The organism is Kribbella sp. NBC_01510, assembly GCF_045040325.1.
Lineage (GTDB): Bacteria > Actinomycetota > Actinomycetes > Propionibacteriales > Kribbellaceae > Kribbella.
This window is the reverse complement of sequence record NZ_CP109418.1, coordinates 8,199,619-8,217,677: the sequence shown is the minus strand read 5'-3', so window position 1 is coordinate 8,217,677 and position 18,059 is coordinate 8,199,619. Positions and strand designations below refer to the sequence as shown.

The window sequence follows — 18,059 nt, the reverse complement described above, 5'->3', positions numbered from 1 at the left end:
CGCGAAGCCGTCGCCCGCGTCCCAGCAGGTCGAGCAAAAGCCAGGTCTGTGGGCCAGTGTGCGCCTCGTTCCCATTGCGACGACGCCTAAAGCGCACGGCCGAGACGGTCTTGGGCGCGACCAAATGGGCAACCTGAACAGAAGCGACCTGGTCGTATACCTGCATGTGTCGCCTACTCGGTGGCGTGGACTGTGCCGGGCCAGGAAAACAAGGTCGACACCACGAACGTGCCCTCGGCCACGTGGTGGGAGACCTGGAATTCGAGGTGGACGAAGCCGACATCGTCGGGAGTGAACACATGGGTGCTGTAGCTGCGGTCGGTCGTGACGCGGCGGTCCACCCCAGCACGCCAATCGGTTGCAGCGGTGGCGGGGAAGCCCCACTCGGCTGCGTACTCGGCGATGAGCCGCTGGGTGGCATCGGGGTCGAGACCGGCCGCCGGTGGCTGCACCATCAGCCGGTCGGGATCGCTCACCGGTGTCGAACTCAGCATCACCGTCTCCGCCGCCTGCGTGCGGTACACCCGCCCGCCTGGCAGCAGCACGCTGAGATCGAATGGCCGGCGGTTGGGATTCATCCAGACCCGGCTGTCCGCGTCCGCGTCGAACCCGGCCGAGTCGCGGCTAGGTGGGCTCCTGAGATCGATCGTCCGATCCTCGGTCAAGGCCTGAGTCAGTGGCTTCGCCGGCGGGATCGCGGAGACGCCTCCAGTTCGTCCGGCGCTGACGTCGACGTCCCACCGTGTGAAAGCGCCGGCGATCAGGGGGCCGGCGCGTTCGAGGAGCCGCTGGCCGACCGCGCGCTCGGACACCGGGGTGCCGGCCAGCTTGCGTGCCTCATCCGCGCGGTCCCGGACGAACGCGAGGTACTTCGGCAGCGTGTCGTCCTCGATCAGCTTCCAGCGGTTGGCGAACACGGCGATGTTCCCGTTGGCCAGCGGTGTCCGCACGCTTATCACGCCTCGCGGCAGGCGCGCGACCAGCGCGAGCGGGAACCGCTCGGGGAAGGAGTGGACACCGGGTATCGATGGTGCCCCGACGAGCGTCAGCAGATACGTGAACAGCGCGCCCTCCGGCCGATCGTGCCGCAGCATCTGGAGGTAGAAACGGTCGATGATGTCGAACTGCTCGCGGAACAGCAGGGTGCGGTTACCGCGATCGATCAGCGTCGCATCGTTCGTCGCCTGACCGCGGTCGATGTCCCGCCAGGCCTCGAGAGTGGCCACATCGATGATTCGCAGCTGGTAGAGCTCCTGGATCTTGGGCAGACCGCCGGCGACGTATGCCTCGTGCATCGTCGCCTGGTCCTCGAAGATCTTTCGCTGCATCCGGAGGAACGTCGTGGCATAGAAACCCAGATCGGCCACGCTGTGCTCGGTGAGGCGTCTGATCGGCCGCCCGAACACAGCCACGGCCATCTTGCGGGCGGTGTCCGGTAGAAATCCGAGATCCTTGAATCCGGCGTAGAACGACGGGCCGATCAGGCTCGCCATCCCGGCCCACTCGAGGTGCGAGTGCTCGACGAACAGTTTGCCGTAGTAGTCGTAGACAGCCTCGACCGTCCGCCGGTTCGCGGCGAAGCCACGGGCCGGCCGCCACGTCGCCCGATCGATCCCCGCGCTCTTGAGCGCACGATCGAGCCAGGCCTCCTTCACCACATGGGCTTCCACAGACATTTCGTCCCCCGGACGTCACACGCCGATCAAACCCCGCACCACCTCACGCACCCCAGGATCCGGCATGACAGCCGCACTCCGGCCACCGCCCCAACGGCGCGCCACATCGTCCAGGACTCTCCACCCCCAACTCAGATCCTCCTCCCCAGCCGCAGACCTGTGAAGGATCTGAACCACCCCGGGTTTGATGCACACCTCCTTCGTTGCTGTCGACGCCCATAGCTGGGGCAGCACTAGGACGAGCTGGTTGGCCGGCCAATGCCGCCAGCATGGGCTGCTGTCAGCTGGCGGCGTTGGTTGCCTGCGGGCGGCGCCCATCCAGTTTGTCGGGGGCGGTCGCGCGGGTGAGGAGTATGAGGTTGATGATTCCGGGGAGGAGCACGAGCCAGATCGGGATGAGCGCGTCTTTGGTGATCGAGGGTCCGGTTGACAGTTCACCCCAGCGTGCGATGGCGATCAAGACTCAGAACCTGCGCCGTGGTCACTACGGGTTGGGAGTCGAGGCCGCGCCGGTTTGGGGCTGGCCAGCGCATTCAAGGAGCTCAGACTCGCGATCTGATTGAGCCGACTATCCGCCCACGGGCCTGCATGCCCGGCGATCGCAGAGCGCAACGGTGCCCTGACAGTTGACCGGAGCGATTCCGGTGGGATCAGCTCTCGAGGACGTGCGCCTCGACGGGCTCCTCGACTGTGTCGGTGGCGCGGTCCCCGTGGCCGGGCCACCACGCGGCGTGCCCGATGAGTGCGGTGAGCGCCGGGGTCAGGAAGAGCGCCATCACGAACGCGGCCATGGCGATGCCGATGGAGAACGAGAAGCCCAAGGATTTGAAGAACGTGCCCTCGGCGAGCATCAGCGAGGCGAAGGTGCCGGCGAGGATCAGGCCGGCGGCCGCGACCGTCGGACCGGCATGCTCGATCGCCTTGGCCGCTGCGGGCCGTGGCTCGAGCCCTCCTCGTGCCTCTTCTCTCAGGCGCGCCACCATCAAGATGTTGTAGTCGGTGCCCAACGCCACGACGAAGAGGTAGATGTAGATCGGCAGGATGAAGATCAGCCCCTGCTGTCCCAGCAGGTGTTGGAAGACCAGTACGGTCGCGCCCAGGCTGGCGGTGAAGCCGAGGCCCACCGAGAGGATGAGGTAGAACGGTGCGACGAGGCTGCGGAGCAGCAACGCCAAGATGATCATGATCAGTACTGCCGCGACCGGGAACACGACCGAGTAGTCGCGCGCCATCGCGTCGTCGAGGTCGACGAAGATCGACGTGGTGCCGCCGACGAAAGCCTCGGTCCCGTCCGGCGCGGCCGAGTGCGCGGTGTCGCGCACGGGACCCTCGACGTTCGCCATCGCCGCGTCGGACGTGGGGTCGTCGGAGAGGACGACGGTGAACACCGCGACGTCATCTGTGCGGGCGGTCAGCGCCGCCGACGCGACGCCCTCCGCGTTGCCTAGCTCGGTGGCGTACGCGTTGAGCTCGGCGTCGTCGAGCGGCTGGTCGCCGGTCGAGCGCAGCAGCACCGTTGTGGGGTCGGCGGCGCCACTGGGTTGGCCCTTCTGGAAGGTGATCAGCGCCTGGCCCGACTCCGTCTTCTGGGTGCTGCTGTCGGAGAAGTTGAAGGTTGGGTTGAACCCGATGGCGAACAACGACAGGACGGCGAGCGAGCCCGCCGCGACGGCGGCGTAGCGGACCGGGTGCGCGGCAACCGACCGCCCGATGGCGCGGAACCGGGTGGCCTCGGGCTCGACCATCCATTTCTTCGACGGCCAGGAGATGACCCTTGGCCCCAGGACTGCGACGACCGCGGGGACCAGCGTCAACGCGGCGAGTACGGCCAGTGCGACCGCGATCGCCAGTGCGGGCCCGATCGAGCGGAAGATGCTCAGGGACGACAGCACCATCGCCATGAAGGCGATGATGACCGCCCCGCCGGCCGAGGCGATCGCCTCACCGGCTCGCTCGACCGCGTGGGACACCGCGCCTCGACTGTCGAAGCCCAGCCGCAGGGCCTCGCGGTAACGGAACAGGAAGAACAGGATGTAGTCGGTCCCGATGCCGAACAGCACGATGAACAAGATCACCGAAATGGAACTGTCGGCCTTGAGGTCGAACGCCTCGTTCGCCACCGCGATGAGCCCGGTGGCGGTCGTCCCGACCAGGGCGACGGTCACGATGGGCAGGGCGCACGCGATGACGCTACGGAAGATCAGCGCGAGCAGGACCACGATGAGCAACAGGGTCACGACGCTGACCACGACGAGCGCCTGCTGGGACGACTCCTGGGAGTCCAGCGACTGGGCCGCCGGGCCCGTTACACCCGAGCGGAGGCCGGTCCCCTGAACCAGTGGCTCGAGGTCGGCGCGCAGGCTCCGGGCGTCTTCGACAGCAGCCGGGTCGAAGGCGTTCTTGCCCGGCTTGACCTGCACGAAGATCGCCTGCACCAACCCGTTGTCCGACGGCGGGGCAGCGGCCGCAGCGCCGAGGTTGTCGTAGCCCTTGGTGTTGAGCTGCGCGGCGATGGAGGACACCTTGGCCTGGTCGTCCTTGGTCAGCGCGCTGCCATCCTCTCGGTCGAAGACCACGATCGCGCCGATCTCACCGCGCTCGGGAAAGGCTTCCTGCTGGACGGTGAGCGCCTTGACGGACTCGTAGTGTCCGGGCAGAAACTCCGACTGGTCCTGCGTGGACTGCAGGGCGGGGGCTGTCATCGCGATGACCACGGCGGCCACGATCCAGGCGGCGATGACCCACCAGCGGGCGCGGACCACGAGCTTTCCCAGAGCAGCGACCATAGGCCGAACGCTACTCGCCTGATCGGCCCCGCGGACCGGAACGACACCGTTCGCGCTCGCGGACGACTAGGAGCCCGCCGGCTCTCCTAGCGGCGGAGCTGGGGCTGCACGAAGCGGCCCAGTGGAGCGAGACCCACGCCGACGACCTCGGCGCGCTGGGCGGCCAGCCGACGGTCGTGGTCGGCTCGCCGGCGTGCCGCGTTGTCGAGCAGGTCGGCCACGGTCCGGCGGGCTGGGACGGGGATGGTCGGGGCGGTGTCGCCGCGGAAACGGTGCAGCAGCTCCATCCGCACCCGCGCAGTTCCACGAACTCCGACGAGCGCGGACAGCAACGCCTCGGCGTCGTAGTCGAACTCGGACTCACCGCCTTCGTCATCGCTGGTGAAGTCGAGCACGATGAAGTCGCCCACGGTCCAGGCACTCGCCTGGTCGGCGGCGCAGTAGTTCTCGACAACTTCGGGATCGAGCAGATCACACGGCAGGCGGAACCTGCTCGGCCTTGTCCAGCGGTCGGTCGATCGCCAGCAACTCGTAGTACTGGTACTCGCTCACTACCCACCCACTGAGTCGGCAGGGGTAAAGGGTTCTGCCCGGAACGTCGAGTCGTCGCCCAGGTGGAAGAACAGGTGGCCCTCGATCGTCTCGTCGTCGACGAGAACCGCCCAGCCGCGTCCGCTCACCTGGTCGCCCTCGTCGACGCCCTCCCACGTGAACTCGACAGCGGGCCGGTCGTCTCGTTCGACTGGTCGGCTGTCCAGCCAACCGCGGACGGCGATGAAGCCGAACTGACCGGTCCCATCCGCGCTGAACTCGATGAAACCCGGTTCGACCAGGTCGATGGCATCCCGGTCCCAGCCGCTCATCTCTACGATCCGCCACCGATCGGTCATCCGGACTGCGTACTTCGGGATACCCCTTCCCACGAGAGCTCAGTGTAGCCATCGCGTCGTGGATCGGTTCACACCGATTCGCAGAGGGTTCGTCGTGGCGCCGGCAGTTGGTTCATCCGGGCAATGACGAGAAGTCGGCAGATCGAAAGCGTCGCTGTCGCGAGTTTGAAGATCTGCTTGGATCCGCTGCTCCCTCATCTGAGTGACGACTGGATGTATGGCCTTCCGCCTCGAGGCTTCGGGCCTTTCCTGCGCACGGCGTCGAAGTCGTCGCGGTCGAAGTCGGCGATGTCGCCGCAGACGAAGCTGACGTGTTGTCGAGGCATGCCGGGCGTAAGGGCCTGGGCGGTGTCTAGTAGGCGCGAGGCGTCGACGCCGGCGGCGGTGGCGGAGAGCAACTGCTCGGGGGTTGCGGGAGTCAGGCATTGACCAGCGTTGCCTTGTCGGGTGGGTTCTCGCTGACGCCGATCCGGTTGTGGATTCGCCGCAACGGCGTTGGTGCGTACCAACTCCGCTCGCCGAACGCGCGCATGAAGGCGGGGACGAGGACGCCGCGTACCAGGGTGGCATCGATCAGGATCGCGAGTCCGGTACCGAGCCCGAACAACTGGATGAAGCTGACGTGGCTGCTACCGAAGGCGAAGAAGCCGACGGCCAGCAACGCGGCAAGGGTGGACACAATACGTCCGGTGCGAGCCAGCCCGCCGGTGACCGCGTCAGCGTTGGAGACACCGGCATCGTGAAGTTCTTTGATCCGGCTGATGACGAAGAGTTCGTAGTCCATCGAGAGCCCGAAGGCGATGCAGAACAGCAGGACCGGCATCGCGGTGTCGGTGGGTCTTGGGGTGAAGCCGAGGACGTCGGCGAAGTGACCGTCCTGGAAGATCCACACCATTGCGCCGAGCGTCGCACCAAGTGTGAGGGTGTTGCCGAGCAGGGCACGTATCGGTTGCAGGATGCTGCCGGTGAACAGGAACAGCAGGGTGAAGGTGGTCACCACGATCAGCGCCCCTGCCAGTAGCAGGTAGGAGCTGATTGCCTGCTTCGCATCGATGAGAGTCGCGGTGGCGCCGCCGATGAGCACCGTTGTTCCCGCTGGCGCGGACACCGCACGTACCTGCCTCACTAGGTCCTGCGCTGCGCCGGAGGATGCGTCCAGTCCGGTGCTCAGACTCACGCGCTGCGAGATTGGCTGACCGGCCCCGGCAGTTCCGATGGTGATGTCGGCTCGTTGCACCTCGCTCAGGTGACTGAGCTGTTGGGTATAGCCCTGCAGTTCGGACGGCGAAAGCGCGGGGGTGATCAGTACGTCGATGACGTCGGGCGTGGTCGCGAAGTCGTTGCGCAGAGCGTCGCCGACCTCGTGACTCGCCGCACTCGTTGGCAGGACCCGCTCGTCCGGGGTCCCGAAAGTGACCGAAAGCAGCGGTGTCGCCAGGAACAGCAGCACCCCGATAACCGGGAGCGCAGCCACGACTGGGCGACGCATCACGCCGGCAGCCAGTCGCCCCCAGAACGGCGCTTCGACGCTACGCACCGCGCGGATCCGTCCGGAGTTCACTCGCCGGCCGAGGACCGCGAGCAGAGCCGGCAACACGAGCAATGCGCTGGCCGCGGAGAAGATAGTGACGCCGACCCCGGCGTAGGCGAACGACTTCAGGAAGTAGACCGGGAACACCAGCATCGCCGACAATGCGGCAGCGACAGCGAGTGCCGAGAACGCGATCGTGCGCCCGGCGGTGGCCATCGTGCGGGCGACCGCATCGCCGACATCGACACCCTTGGCCAACTCCTCACGGAACCGGCTGACCATGAGCAGCGCGTAGTCCATGCCCAGGCCCAGTCCCAGCCCGGTCGCGAGGTTGAGCGCAAAGACGCTGACACTCGTGACGTGCGTCAGCAGATCCAGCTCCGCGAACGTGGCGAAGATCGCGAGAACCCCGATCGCGAGCGGCAGCAGGGACGCGACCAGACTGCCGAACACGATGATCATCAGCACCACAGTGATCGGAACGGCGATCGCCTCGGCCACCGCGAGATCCTTGCCGACTTGGCCGGCGACATCGGTTCCCCGGGCACCGCCGATGCGCACCGTCGCGTCCGGGCTGTCCAGGTGGGCGTAGTCGGCAAGCAGGGCCTTGGCGTTCGTATCAGCGGTCTGTTCGTCGCCGATCACCTTGGCCAGAATCAGCGCGTCGGTGCTATCGCGCGATCGCAGCCCGGGCGCTTGTGTGGTCCAGTACGACGTGACGCCACGCAATCTGGCATCGGCGCTCAACCGGTGTGCCAGCGCCTGGCCCGCGGCGGTGACGGCGGTGCCGTCGACAGTCCCGGTCCGCGCGTGCACCAGGAAGATCAGATCCGGCTCACCGCCGAACTTCTGGTCAAGCAGAACCTTCGCCTGACTCGAGGCCGAGGCCGGATCATCGAACCCGCCGCTGAGCAACCGGGCGAACGCACCCACCCCGAGGGCAGCCGAGATCACGAGCGCAACGACACTCATCGCGAGGACAACCCGAGCGCGGGCGACGATCTTCAGACCCAGTCGATAGAACACGGCGAACTCCCTCACGGCGGTCGATGTTGACACTGTGAACTTGCCACGTGAAGTTCACGGTGTCAACATTGTTTGTCGTGACCGCACCCGACGCGAAAAGGCATCCGCCCTACCATCACGGCGATCTGCACCGCGCCCTGGTGGAAGCGGGCACCGAGCTCGCCCGAGAAGGCGGTCCGTCCGCAATCGTGTTGCGCGAGGCGGCGCGACGCGTCGGCGTCTCACCGAACGCGGCGTACCGGCACTTCAGCGCGCTGCCGGAACTGGTCGAGGCCGTGGCATTCGACGCCCTGTCCGCGTTGGCGCGTTCGATGGAGGCCGAGCTGGCGAAATGCCGGCCGAGCGGCGAACCGGGCCGAGACGCCATCGACCGCCTGGGCGCGGTCGGGCGCGGCTACGTTCAGTTCGCCCTCAGCGAACCAGGACTGTTCGCCGCCGCGTTCGCGCCGAGCAAGACCACGGCTCATGCTGAGGATGCGCCGGTTCGTCCCGGCGACGATGCCGATCACTCCGGGGATGAAGCACGTGGCGTGGGCGACTCCGGGCTGATGCCGGGCGAACTGCTCGAGCAGGCGCTCGACGGCATGGTGGACGCGAGGGTTCTCGACGCGGCAGATCGCGACACCGCCGCCTTGAACGCGTGGGCCGCCGTGCATGGGCTGTCGGAGCTACTTCTCGGCCCCATGGCCGGACAGGCACCCTCAGCACGGGGACCTCTGATCGACGCGTTCCTTGACCTGGTCGGCCGGGGTCTGATCACGCGCAGGACCATTGAGAGCGGCCAGACGGATCGAGCAGACGAGCAATGAGTCGAACGTGTCGCGTAGCGGGTCCGCGTCTGTGAGGTCAGGTCCGGCAGAGTTGCGCAGTCGAGATGAGCATATTGGTCTGGTTCATTGTTCGATGGGCGCTCGCCGTTGGCTGTGTGGATGTGAAGTATCTTGGCCCTAGCGTGCGGTGGCGAGGGCGCACTCGGTGGGCATGTCGGTGCGAGATTGGGGAAGAGATGCCGGATCGGTCCGAGCGGTCGTCACCCGCGCAGACGAGTGCGGAGGGCGGATACCGTCCCGGATACGAGATCGCGGCAGAGCGAATCCTCGAGTACATCGTCCGGGCACGCCTCGAGCCCGGCGACCGGTTGCCTACCGAGAAGGATCTCGCGGAGGCGGTGGGAATGTCTCGGACCATCGTCCGGGAGGCGGTCAAGATTCTGTCCGCGCTCGGGCGGATCTCGGTTCAGATGGGCCGCGGGATCTACGTGGCGGAGCCGGAGGCCGCGCGGTGGCGGGAGTCGTTGTCCCACTTCCTGCCGACCAATCTTCGCCAGGTGGAGGAGATCTTCGAGTTCCGTCGTTTCGTGGAGACTACGACGACACAGCTGGCGGCGCAGCGGGCCACTCCGGCCCAGGTGAAGGCGCTGCGTGAGGCGGCACAGCTGACCGCGGACGCCGCGCGGGAGGGGGATCTCGAGGCGTTCAACCGGGCCGACGAGAAGTTCCACGGAGCCATTGGCGACGCGTCGTCCAACATGTTCTTGTCCGCGAGTGTCGATTCTGTGCAACGGCTGCAGCGGCAGATCAGCGTGATCGGGCTGGCGGGCGTGGCGGGTGGTTCGACTGTGGCGGCCGCGAAGCAGCACTCGGCGATCGCGACGGCCATCGGGTCTGGCGACGAGCAGCAGGCAGTGACGCTGATGACCAAGCACATCGACACAACGCTCGAGCAGTTCAAGCAGGAGATCCACAGCCGTCTCTTCCCCGCCGACGGCACCGCTTGATCTGCATCGCCGGCCGAGGATCGTGGTCGCTGCCTGGTCCGGGCTTGAGCCGCACCAGGCAGCAACCATCGCCGGGATGGCGTCCGCGTGCTGTTGATCTACCTACCGTTGACGGCTACCTCGAGCAGGTCGATCGCCGGGCCGTTCGATCCGCCCTCGAAGACCAACCTGACGTATCGACCCTGCACGTTCAACGGGTACTGGTTGTAGACGCCGAAGTAGGCCTTGCCGGTCGGCCCGTTGACAGTGCTGACGTCGTTCCAGGTCACCCCGTCGACGCTGGTCTGAATTGTCATCGTCTTCGGCGTGTTCAGGTACTGCTGATCCTGCGTGTTGAAGGTCAGGTCGAGATTCGACAGCGCGGACGTCGCCGGCAGCTCGAACTGGATCCAGGTGGGCGTACCGGTGGGAGCGGACCACTTCAGGCTGTCGAAATGCTTCGCATCGATGGTCTGTCCGTCGGTCAGCGTCCCTAGCCTCTCCTCGTTGCTTCCCGCGGTGATCCGTGCCGTCTTGGTGAGGTCACGGTACGGCTGCAGGTCGAGGAAGACCCGGTTGGTCGTGACGGTCTTGCCGTTCAGCGTGATGTCAGCCCAGACGACTCCTCTGGTGAGCTGGTCGACCTGCGGAGTGACGATTGTGTTCTTCTCGAACTTGAAGGTGTCGACTTCCTTGATGGCCAGCGGGGTGTAGTTGTCGCCGCCGGCCAGATCGACGATGCCGCCGTGCCATTTGATCCGGGCCGCGTCGACTCCGATCGCACCACCCTTGGCCGACCTGCCCTCGATTTCGTACGGGAGCCCGTCGTTCAGGCCGAACTCGCCGTACGTCTCCTTCCCGTCGACCAGCAAGGACGCGCTGATCATGTCCTCGCCGACGGCGACGGAGCCATCCTTGACGTGGACCTTCAAGGTGTCCGAGCTGGTGACTCCCTCGTAGGTACCGGAGACCGTGATCGTCGTCGTACCGTCCGCGACGCCGGTCACGATTCCGGACGGTACGACCTTCGCGATGCCGGGATCCGCACTCGTGTAGCGGATTGCCGAGAGGTTCGCCTTCAGCGCCGGGTACGTCATGTATCCCTCGGCCCGGATCCGTAGGACCCGCGACGAGACTTGTTCGCCGGTGGCGACGACGTTCGTCAGTTTGTACTTCCGCGCCGGGTTGTCGGTGACGATCTTGATGATCGTGTCGATCGGGTCCTCCTCGACGTTGGCGAGGTTGATGGTCAGGCTGTCGTCTGTCTGGCTGAACGACGTCACTGGAACGTTCTGATTGAGCCAGGTCACCGACTTCACCCGATCGCTGACGGGGCGGATGGTGAGTGTCCGTCCGGGGATCGCGTCGAAGCCCTTCTTCCCGTCCGGGCCCTTGATGACATGGAGGTAGACGTCGTTGTCCCGCGCGGTCGCGTACCCCCATTGCGGCCCAGTTGTGCTGTTCGGGAAGGCGAACTTGTCGTAGTTGCCGCGCCCGTCGTCCTCGTAGCCGTAGCCAGCCAGGAAGTACGGCGTCGTACCGGTCGTGGCCTCGTGCCGCTCGGGAAGACCTGTGGGCGCGAACCAGTCGGCCAGGTTCTCCCGGACGTCGATGAATTCCTGTACGCCCTTCGGGTACCTGGTGGCGATCTGGGTGGGGGAGTCCCAGTTCGGGCCTCGGCTGTCGATCACTGTCTGGTCGTTGTTGTCGACGTAGCCGCGGCCGGCGTTCATGATCATCTCTTGGGTGACCTGCCGGAAGTCGTCGCGCTGGCCGTAGTACGGGGACACCTGGTTCTTGGTGCGAATCATCTTCCACGGTTCCATCGGTGTCCGCTTGACCAGATGGTTCGCGGCGGCGTTGGAGTAGATGCCGGATGCTTCGCCGGTGCGCAGGTCGGGGTCGCCGTACTCTTCGCCCCACGCGTTCGAGTCGATGACGATGTCGTTGCTGTGGTCGCGTACGGCGCTGTACATCACGTCGTAGTTCGCGTTGGGCATCGCCTGTGGACCGTCGAAGTACAGGTATGCCGGGTCGTACCGCCGGATCAGGTCTTCGACGTTCTGCACGAACACGTCGGTGGAGTAGTGCTGCAGGCCGCCGCCCTCGGTCGCGTAGTACAGCCCGAACTGCATGCCGTACCGCTTCACGGCCTGCGCGTACTGCTTCAGACCGTCGACCACCTGTCCGTTGCCGTCCTTGGGCAGGTAGAGCTGCCTGATGTGCTTCGGGTCCGCGAACTTCGACGGCCAGAAGTAGTTCTGCTGCAGGGCCTCGACCGAGACCAGTGAGTGTCCTTCGCGCTTGGCTCTCGCCGCCCAGAGGTCGACCGAGTAGTTGGGATCGACGAAGTAGTTGTACGTCGGTGTCGCGTGGGTCAGGGCACTGACCCGGCCCTCCTCGAACGACTTGTTGGGGCGTTCCTTCACCGTGGTGGTGAAGGTCTTGGTCGCAGTACTGCCGGCGCTGTCGGTGACCTGCACAGTGAAGTTGTAGTCGCCCGTTGCGGCGGCACCGGTGATGATGCCCTTGGTGCTGCCGAGGTCGGCCTTCCCGTTCACCAGGCCGTCCGCGATCGTGCCGTCGGCGTTGAGTTCCAGCCCGTCCGGCAGTCGGCCGTCGACGATCTTCCAGGAGTAGCCCGGGGTGCCTCCGCCGGCCATGAACTGGAACGCCGACGCGGCGACGCCGTGATTCGCCGTGCTGGTCGACTTGTTCCAGACGTACGGCCACTCCCGGTACCCGGTCGGCATGTTGTTCCGTGGCAGCGGAACCTTGACCGGGTCGTCGGTCGACAGCCCTTGGGAGACGACTCGCAACGACTCGGCCGGGCCCGCAACGGAGCTGACGAGCCCGCTGACCTTGTTGCCGTTCTGGTCCGCCACCCTTCCGTAGAACCCCAGGTAGGCGACGTTCTGATCATTGGCGATCGGTACGCCGTTGCTGTTCACGTCCTCGGTGTAGGTGTGCTTGATCTGGATCATCAGCTTGTTCCAGCCCTGATGCAGGTGGACCGCCTGTTTCGTGAGGTCCTTCTGTACCTCGACCGGCGTGCTCGGCGGTGTCATGCAGCGGTCGTTCACGTAGATCCGGTACGACCCGCTGGCGCCGACGTCGAAGAACGCGTCCCGCGCGTCCGGGCTGTAGACGTAGGTACTGGCGTAGACGTACTTGTTGCGAGTGTCGACGCCCTTCTTGACCGTGTAGTACCCGTACAGGTCCTGGTAATCGTCGTAGTTGCGGTTGTAGATCCGGTCGTCGAAGTACTCCCACTCGTGGTGCTCGGTCCCGGCGCCGAGGGTCTCGCCCAGCTGGGGTGTGATCTGGGTCTTCCCGTCGACCGGCACCGGCCGGTTGTACACCTCGACTTCGGACAGTCCGGTGATCGACGGGTACGGCGTACGCCCCTTGTCGATCTCGATCTTCAGCCCGACCACGTTCGTCAGCCCGGGATCCGCGGAGTACACCGTCGGCGTGGACGGACTGGCGGAGGCGCTGTCCACCCGGCCCGACTCGACGGAGCCTCCGTCCGCGAGGCTGAAGGTCAGGTGGTACCAGTTGTTCACGTGCCGGCCGTCGCCCCACTGGGCGATCCGGACCTCGTTGAGAGAGATCGGACTGCCCCAGGCGAACTGCACCCAGGGGCTCGAGTCGTTCTCCGTCACCCACTGGTTCCTCGCACTCCCGTCGACCAGGTAGGACACGGGATTCACCGCCAGCGTCGACGACGACGCGGTGATCGTGGAGGCCGCCGGGGCATAGTTCACCGGCTCCGGGACCTCACACTCGTACAGCTTGTCGGCCACCGGCGCGTCGAACGGGCCTGACACCAGCCACGAGTTGATGAACGGGGCACTGCCGGCCGTCTGCTGCGCGTACGCCGACAGCTTGGGCGGTACGAGGAGGAACGCCGCGGCGAGGGTCGCCGCGAGGGCTAGTAAGGATGCGGTTCTTGTGCGTCTCACTGTCGATCTCCTTGAGCTGGGCAGAAGTCCGAGGCGACGTGATGCATCTGATGCTTTGGGAAATGAATTGAGGCCTGCAGTTGCGAGATGGCCTCTGCCCTCGCGCGCCCTGTGCGCCGAATCGCGGTCGCTGTAGGCGTTCGAGGTGGGTCGAGTATGTCCACGGTGATGTATTGCGTCAACCCCAAGGATCTGCTCTAATTTGCCGAACTTGAGCCAAATGGATCTGATTGATCTTGCTCCGGCGGGCACCGCGCCTCCCCACCTTGAAGGACACCATGCGAATCACAGACGTGACCCTGGAACTCGTCGACCTCCCGGCGCAGCCGTCGTTTCGGTGGCGGACCGGACTGCCCGGCTCGGAGGGGGCGGCGGTCGGCGGCATCCTGCGGATCCACACCGACGAGGGACTCACCGGGGAGGCGCACACCCGCCGCGGACGCATCGTGGCCGATCTCGTCGACCGCCGGATCCGCGCGGACCTGATCGGTGCGGATCCCCTCTGGCGAGAGCTCTTGTGGCATCGCTTGTGGGAGCTGGACCGGATCGAGGAGCTTCCGATCTACGCCCTCGGACTGGTCGACGTCGCATTGTGGGACCTGGCCGGAAAGGCCGCCGGCCTCCCGGTTCATCAACTGCTCGGTACCTTCCGGGACGCCATCCCCGCGTACGCGAGCACGGTGACGTTCTCGTCGGTGGAGGAGTACCTCGAGGTCGCCGACCAGTGCCTGGAGGCCGGGTACAAAGCGATCAAGCTGCATGGCTGGGGCGATGCGCGCGCCGACGCCGACCTGTGCCAGAAGCTGCGCGCTCACGTCGGCGACGACGTTCCGCTGATGTACGACGGCTCCGCCGGCTTCGACCTCACCGATGCCGTCTACGTCGGGAGAGCGCTGTCGGAGGTCGGTTACACCTGGTACGAGGAGCCGATGCGGGAGTTCGGAGTTACCGCGTACCGGCGTCTCGCCGAGCGTGTCGACGTACCGCTGCTGGTCGCCGAGACCTCCGACGGGGCGCACATGAACGTCGCGGACTTCATCACCGCCGGTACGGCGGGCTACGTGCGGACCAGTGCGCAGTACAAGGGCGGTATCACCGGCGCGATGCGGATCGCGCATCTCGCGGACAGCTTCCAGTTGCGCGCGGAGGTGCACGGTTCAGACATCGTCAACGCCCACCTGTGCATGGCCATCCCCAACACCTCGTACTACGAGTCCCTCGTCTACGCCAACCCGATCGTCCGCGAACCGGCCGTCGGCCCTGACGGCCTGGTGCGCGCTCCGACCGCACCCGGCATCGGCTACGCGTGACGAGATTTTGCCCAAGGTCAGTTCGAACAGAAGGAAGACAACAATGGACAGGACAGCAGTCGGGCGCCGCCGTCTGATCGTGAAGGTCGCGGCAAGTCTCATGACGCTGCCGTTGCTCGTGACCGGATGTGGTGGTGGGACCGAGGGGGACGCCCCGGCCGCGAGCGGCCCGGTCAAGCTGGGGTTCTGGGGTTGGGCGCCCGGCTACGACAAGTCGGTCGAGCTGTTCAACGCCACCCACAAGGACGTGCAGGTGACGTTCGACAAGCTCCCGTCCGGCGGTCAGGGCGGCTACGACAAGATGTTCTCGGCGGTGAAAGCCGGCAATGCCCCGTGCCTTGCCCAGGTCGGATTCGAATCCGTGCCCACGTTCCTGCTCGAGGGCGCACTCGAGGACGTCACCGCGGAGGCCGACGCCGCCAAGGACCAGTTCGTCCCGTGGACCTGGAACCAGGTGAGCGTGGCGGACAAGACGTATGGCATCCCGGTGGACACCGGCCCGATGGCGCTCTACTACCGCAAGGACGTCTTCCAGAAGTACGGGATCGCGGTGCCGAAGACGTGGGACGAGTACGCCGCGGCAGCCGAGAAGCTGCACAGTGCCGATCCGAAGGCCTCCATCGTGAACCTCAAGGCCACCGGCCTGCCCGGCCTGGCCTGGCAGAAGGGCGCCAAGTGGTTCGGCACCGAGGGCGACGCGTGGAAGGTCACGATCAACGGTCCCGAGACCAGGCAGGTGGCCGATTACTGGCAGGGTCTGGTGGACAAGAAGCTGGTGAACACCACCGACGAGGGTTATAGCGCGGCCTGGTGGAGCGCGCTGCAGTCCGGGAAGACCGCGACTGCGATCGGCGCGGTCTGGCTGTACCCGCTGATCGCGCAGAACGCTCCGGCCGCGAAGGGCAAGTTCGGTGTCGCTCCGCTGCCGCAGTGGAGCGCCGGTGAGCAGAAGTTCGGCAACGAAGGTGGTTCCAGCACGGCCGTACTCAAGGGCTGCAAGAACAAGAAGGAAGCCGTCGAGTTCGCGACCTGGATGAGCACCGACGCCGCCAGCCTGAAGAACCTGATCGACGTGACCGGGATCTACCCGGCGGCCAAGGCCGGACTCGAACTGCCCGAGGTGAACAAGGGCGTCGAGTACTACGGCGGCGAGAACATCTTCAAGGTCTTCGCCACCGCGGCCCAGAACACCGACACGAGCTGGCAGTGGGGACCGACACAGTCGCAGCTCGGTGCCGACCTGGGCGAAGCACTCGGCAACGCGTACGCCGGCAAGACCAGCCTGTCCAGCGCACTGGATCTCCTGCAGGGCAAGACCGTGGCTGCGATGAAGTCGAAGGGCCTCGAGGTTCACGAATGACGAGTCGGCTCGCGGCTCGACGTAACCGGACCGCCGGCGTACTGCTTGCGCCGTTCTCGGTGTTGTTCGTGGCTGTCTTCGTGATTCCGATCAGCTACGCCGGCTACCAGAGCTTGTTCCGCCAGCAGCGGTCCGGCCTCGGGCTCGGACCGCCCAGGACCGTGTTCGCGGGGCTGGGCAACTACGCGCGGGTGTTCGCGGACAACGCGTTCGTCGGCGGGGTAGGGCGGACGGTCGCCTTCGGGCTTGTCCAGGTGCCGGTCATGCTCGGCCTGGCGTTGCTCCTGGCATTGTTGCTCGACTCCCGGGCCGTGCGGTTCGGACGGTTCTTCCGGCTGGCGTACTTCCTGCCGTTCGCGATTCCGGGAGTCATCGCGGCCGTCCTGTGGTCGTTCCTCTACGTGCCCGGCATCAGTCCGTTGGTCGGCGCCGGCGCGAAGGCCGGTGTCGACCTCGACTTCCTGTCCGCGCACACGATCCTGTTCTCGATCGGGAACATCGTGACCTGGTCCTGGACCGGGTACAACATGCTGATCCTCTACACGGCTTTGCAGGCGATACCGCGGGAGCTCTTCGAGGCCGCCCAGGTTGATGGTTGCTCCGGGCTACGGATTGCCTGGCACATCAAGATCCCGCTGCTGCGTCCGGCGCTGACGCTGACCGGCGTGTTCTCGATCATCGGCTCGCTGCAACTGTTCGGGGAGCCGATGGTGCTCCGGCCGATGACGTCGGCGATCAGTAACAGCTACACCCCGGTGATGCTGTCCTACCAGGCGGCGTTCGGCCTCAACGACTACAACTTCGCCGCGGCGATCGCGGTCGTCCTGGCCGTCGCGACGTTCGTCCTGTCGTACGGCTTCCTGCGGCTGAGCAATCGAGGATCCTCATGAGCAGCACTGCGCAGTACGGCCGTCGCGGATCCACTGTTCAGCAGTTGAGCGTCACCGTGCTTCTGCTCGCTGTCGCGGGCTACTTCCTGCTGCCGGTGTGGTGGCTGATCGTCTCGGCGACGAAGTCCAACGGGGACCTCTTCGGCAGCAGCGGATTCTGGTTCGGCTCCAGCCTGCACCTGGCCGGAAACCTGACCAAGGTGTTCGAGCACAGCGACGGCGTCTTCGCCCGCTGGATCCTGAACAGCGCGCTGTACTCCGGGGGTGGTGCCGCGCTGGCCACCCTGCTGGCTGCGATGGCGGGCTATGCGCTGGCGAAGTACCCGTTCAGGGGGCAGGAGGTGATTTTCGGGGTGGTCGTCGGCGCCGTCCTCATCCCGCCGCCCTTGCTCGCCCTCCCGCTCTACCTGCTCGCCTCGTCCGCCGGCATCGTCAACTCGTACTGGTCGGTGCTGATCCCGAGCGTCGTCACGCCCTTCGGGGTCTACCTCGCCCGGGTCTACGCTGCGGCGTCCGTACCCGACGAGCTCGTCGACGCCGCCCGGGTGGACGGTGCGGGGGAGCTGCGGATCTTCTTCACGGTCGCCGTCCGGCTGATGTCGCCCGCGCTCGTGACGATCTTCCTGTTCCAGTTCGTCGGCATCTGGAACAACTTCTTCCTGCCGCTGATGATGCTTGCCGACGACAAGCTCTGGCCGCTCACGCTGGGCCTGTACTTCTGGAACAGCCAACTGCGCGATCAGCCCTGGTACGACGTGGTGGTGACCGGATCGCTGATCTCGGCGATCCCGATCGTCCTCGCATTCCTTGTCCTGCAGCGTTACTGGCGATCTGGCCTGTCCGCCGGAAGCATCAAGGCCTGACCGCCG

Annotated in this window: 13 protein-coding genes; 6 read left to right on the top strand and 7 right to left on the bottom strand. The window is 66.0% G+C overall.

Annotated elements, in window-relative coordinates:
• Positions 1–173: 173 nt before the first annotated feature.
• The 6 genes from OG558_RS40180 to OG558_RS40155 all read right to left on the bottom strand — a co-directional run bounded on the left by OG558_RS40180 (position 174) and on the right by OG558_RS40155 (position 7,909).
• Complete coding sequence (locus OG558_RS40180) at positions 174–1,676, bottom strand: hypothetical protein (protein WP_405067708.1); 1,503 nt, start codon at positions 1,674–1,676, stop codon at positions 174–176.
• 280 nt (positions 1,677–1,956) lie between these two features.
• Positions 1,957–2,136 carry a hypothetical protein gene (locus tag OG558_RS40175; RefSeq protein ID WP_405067707.1) on the bottom strand — a complete coding sequence of 60 codons (180 nt, stop codon included), beginning with the start codon at positions 2,134–2,136 and terminating at the stop codon, positions 1,957–1,959.
• A gap of 190 nt (positions 2,137–2,326) precedes the next feature.
• Complete coding sequence (locus tag OG558_RS40170; protein ID WP_405067706.1) at positions 2,327–4,462, bottom strand: MMPL family transporter; 2,136 nt, start codon at positions 4,460–4,462, stop codon at positions 2,327–2,329.
• 86 nt (positions 4,463–4,548) lie between these two features.
• The gene (locus tag OG558_RS40165; RefSeq protein ID WP_405067705.1) at positions 4,549–4,872 is read right to left on the bottom strand and encodes a hypothetical protein; all 324 of its coding nucleotides are present in this window, start codon (positions 4,870–4,872) and stop codon (positions 4,549–4,551) included.
• A 141-nt stretch (positions 4,873–5,013) separates the two neighbouring features.
• Positions 5,014–5,352 (bottom strand): hypothetical protein, encoded by a 339-nt coding sequence (locus OG558_RS40160; RefSeq protein ID WP_405067704.1) that lies wholly within the window; start codon positions 5,350–5,352, stop codon positions 5,014–5,016.
• Positions 5,353–5,770: 418 nt separating this feature from the next.
• Positions 5,771–7,909: an MMPL family transporter gene (locus OG558_RS40155; RefSeq protein ID WP_405067703.1), complete on the bottom strand. Its 2,139-nt coding sequence runs from the start codon at positions 7,907–7,909 to the stop codon at positions 5,771–5,773.
• 77 nt (positions 7,910–7,986) lie between these two features.
• On the opposite strand from OG558_RS40155, the gene OG558_RS40150 reads away from it, so the two are divergent.
• Both OG558_RS40150 and OG558_RS40145 read left to right on the top strand, forming a co-directional pair.
• On the top strand, positions 7,987–8,718 hold the full coding sequence (locus OG558_RS40150; RefSeq protein WP_405072279.1) for a TetR/AcrR family transcriptional regulator: 732 nt from the start codon (positions 7,987–7,989) through the stop codon (positions 8,716–8,718).
• 197 nt (positions 8,719–8,915) lie between these two features.
• Entirely contained in the window at positions 8,916–9,686 is a 771-nt protein-coding gene (locus OG558_RS40145; protein WP_405067702.1) for a FadR/GntR family transcriptional regulator, read from the top strand.
• 98 nt (positions 9,687–9,784) lie between these two features.
• On the opposite strand, the gene OG558_RS40140 is transcribed toward OG558_RS40145, so the two are convergent.
• The gene (locus tag OG558_RS40140) at positions 9,785–13,630 is read right to left on the bottom strand and encodes a discoidin domain-containing protein (RefSeq protein WP_405067701.1); all 3,846 of its coding nucleotides are present in this window, start codon (positions 13,628–13,630) and stop codon (positions 9,785–9,787) included.
• A 278-nt stretch (positions 13,631–13,908) separates the two neighbouring features.
• Between OG558_RS40140 and OG558_RS40135 the strand changes: the two genes are divergently transcribed.
• Genes OG558_RS40135 through OG558_RS40120 form a run of 4 tightly spaced genes read left to right on the top strand, consistent with a single transcriptional unit; the run spans position 13,909 to position 18,053 of the window.
• A complete protein-coding gene (locus tag OG558_RS40135) occupies positions 13,909–14,940 on the top strand; it encodes an enolase C-terminal domain-like protein (protein WP_329479068.1) in 1,032 nt (343 codons plus the stop codon).
• Between the two features lie 43 nt (positions 14,941–14,983).
• Positions 14,984–16,300: an ABC transporter substrate-binding protein gene (locus tag OG558_RS40130; protein WP_405067700.1), complete on the top strand. Its 1,317-nt coding sequence runs from the start codon at positions 14,984–14,986 to the stop codon at positions 16,298–16,300.
• Positions 16,297–17,190 carry a carbohydrate ABC transporter permease gene (locus tag OG558_RS40125; protein WP_405067699.1) on the top strand — a complete coding sequence of 298 codons (894 nt, stop codon included), beginning with the start codon at positions 16,297–16,299 and terminating at the stop codon, positions 17,188–17,190. Before OG558_RS40130 ends, OG558_RS40125 begins: the two co-directional genes overlap by 4 nt.
• Positions 17,187–18,053: a carbohydrate ABC transporter permease gene (locus tag OG558_RS40120; protein WP_405067698.1), complete on the top strand. Its 867-nt coding sequence runs from the start codon at positions 17,187–17,189 to the stop codon at positions 18,051–18,053. The genes OG558_RS40125 and OG558_RS40120 overlap by 4 nt, the downstream gene beginning before the upstream one ends.
• The last annotated feature ends 6 nt before the right edge of the window (positions 18,054–18,059 follow it).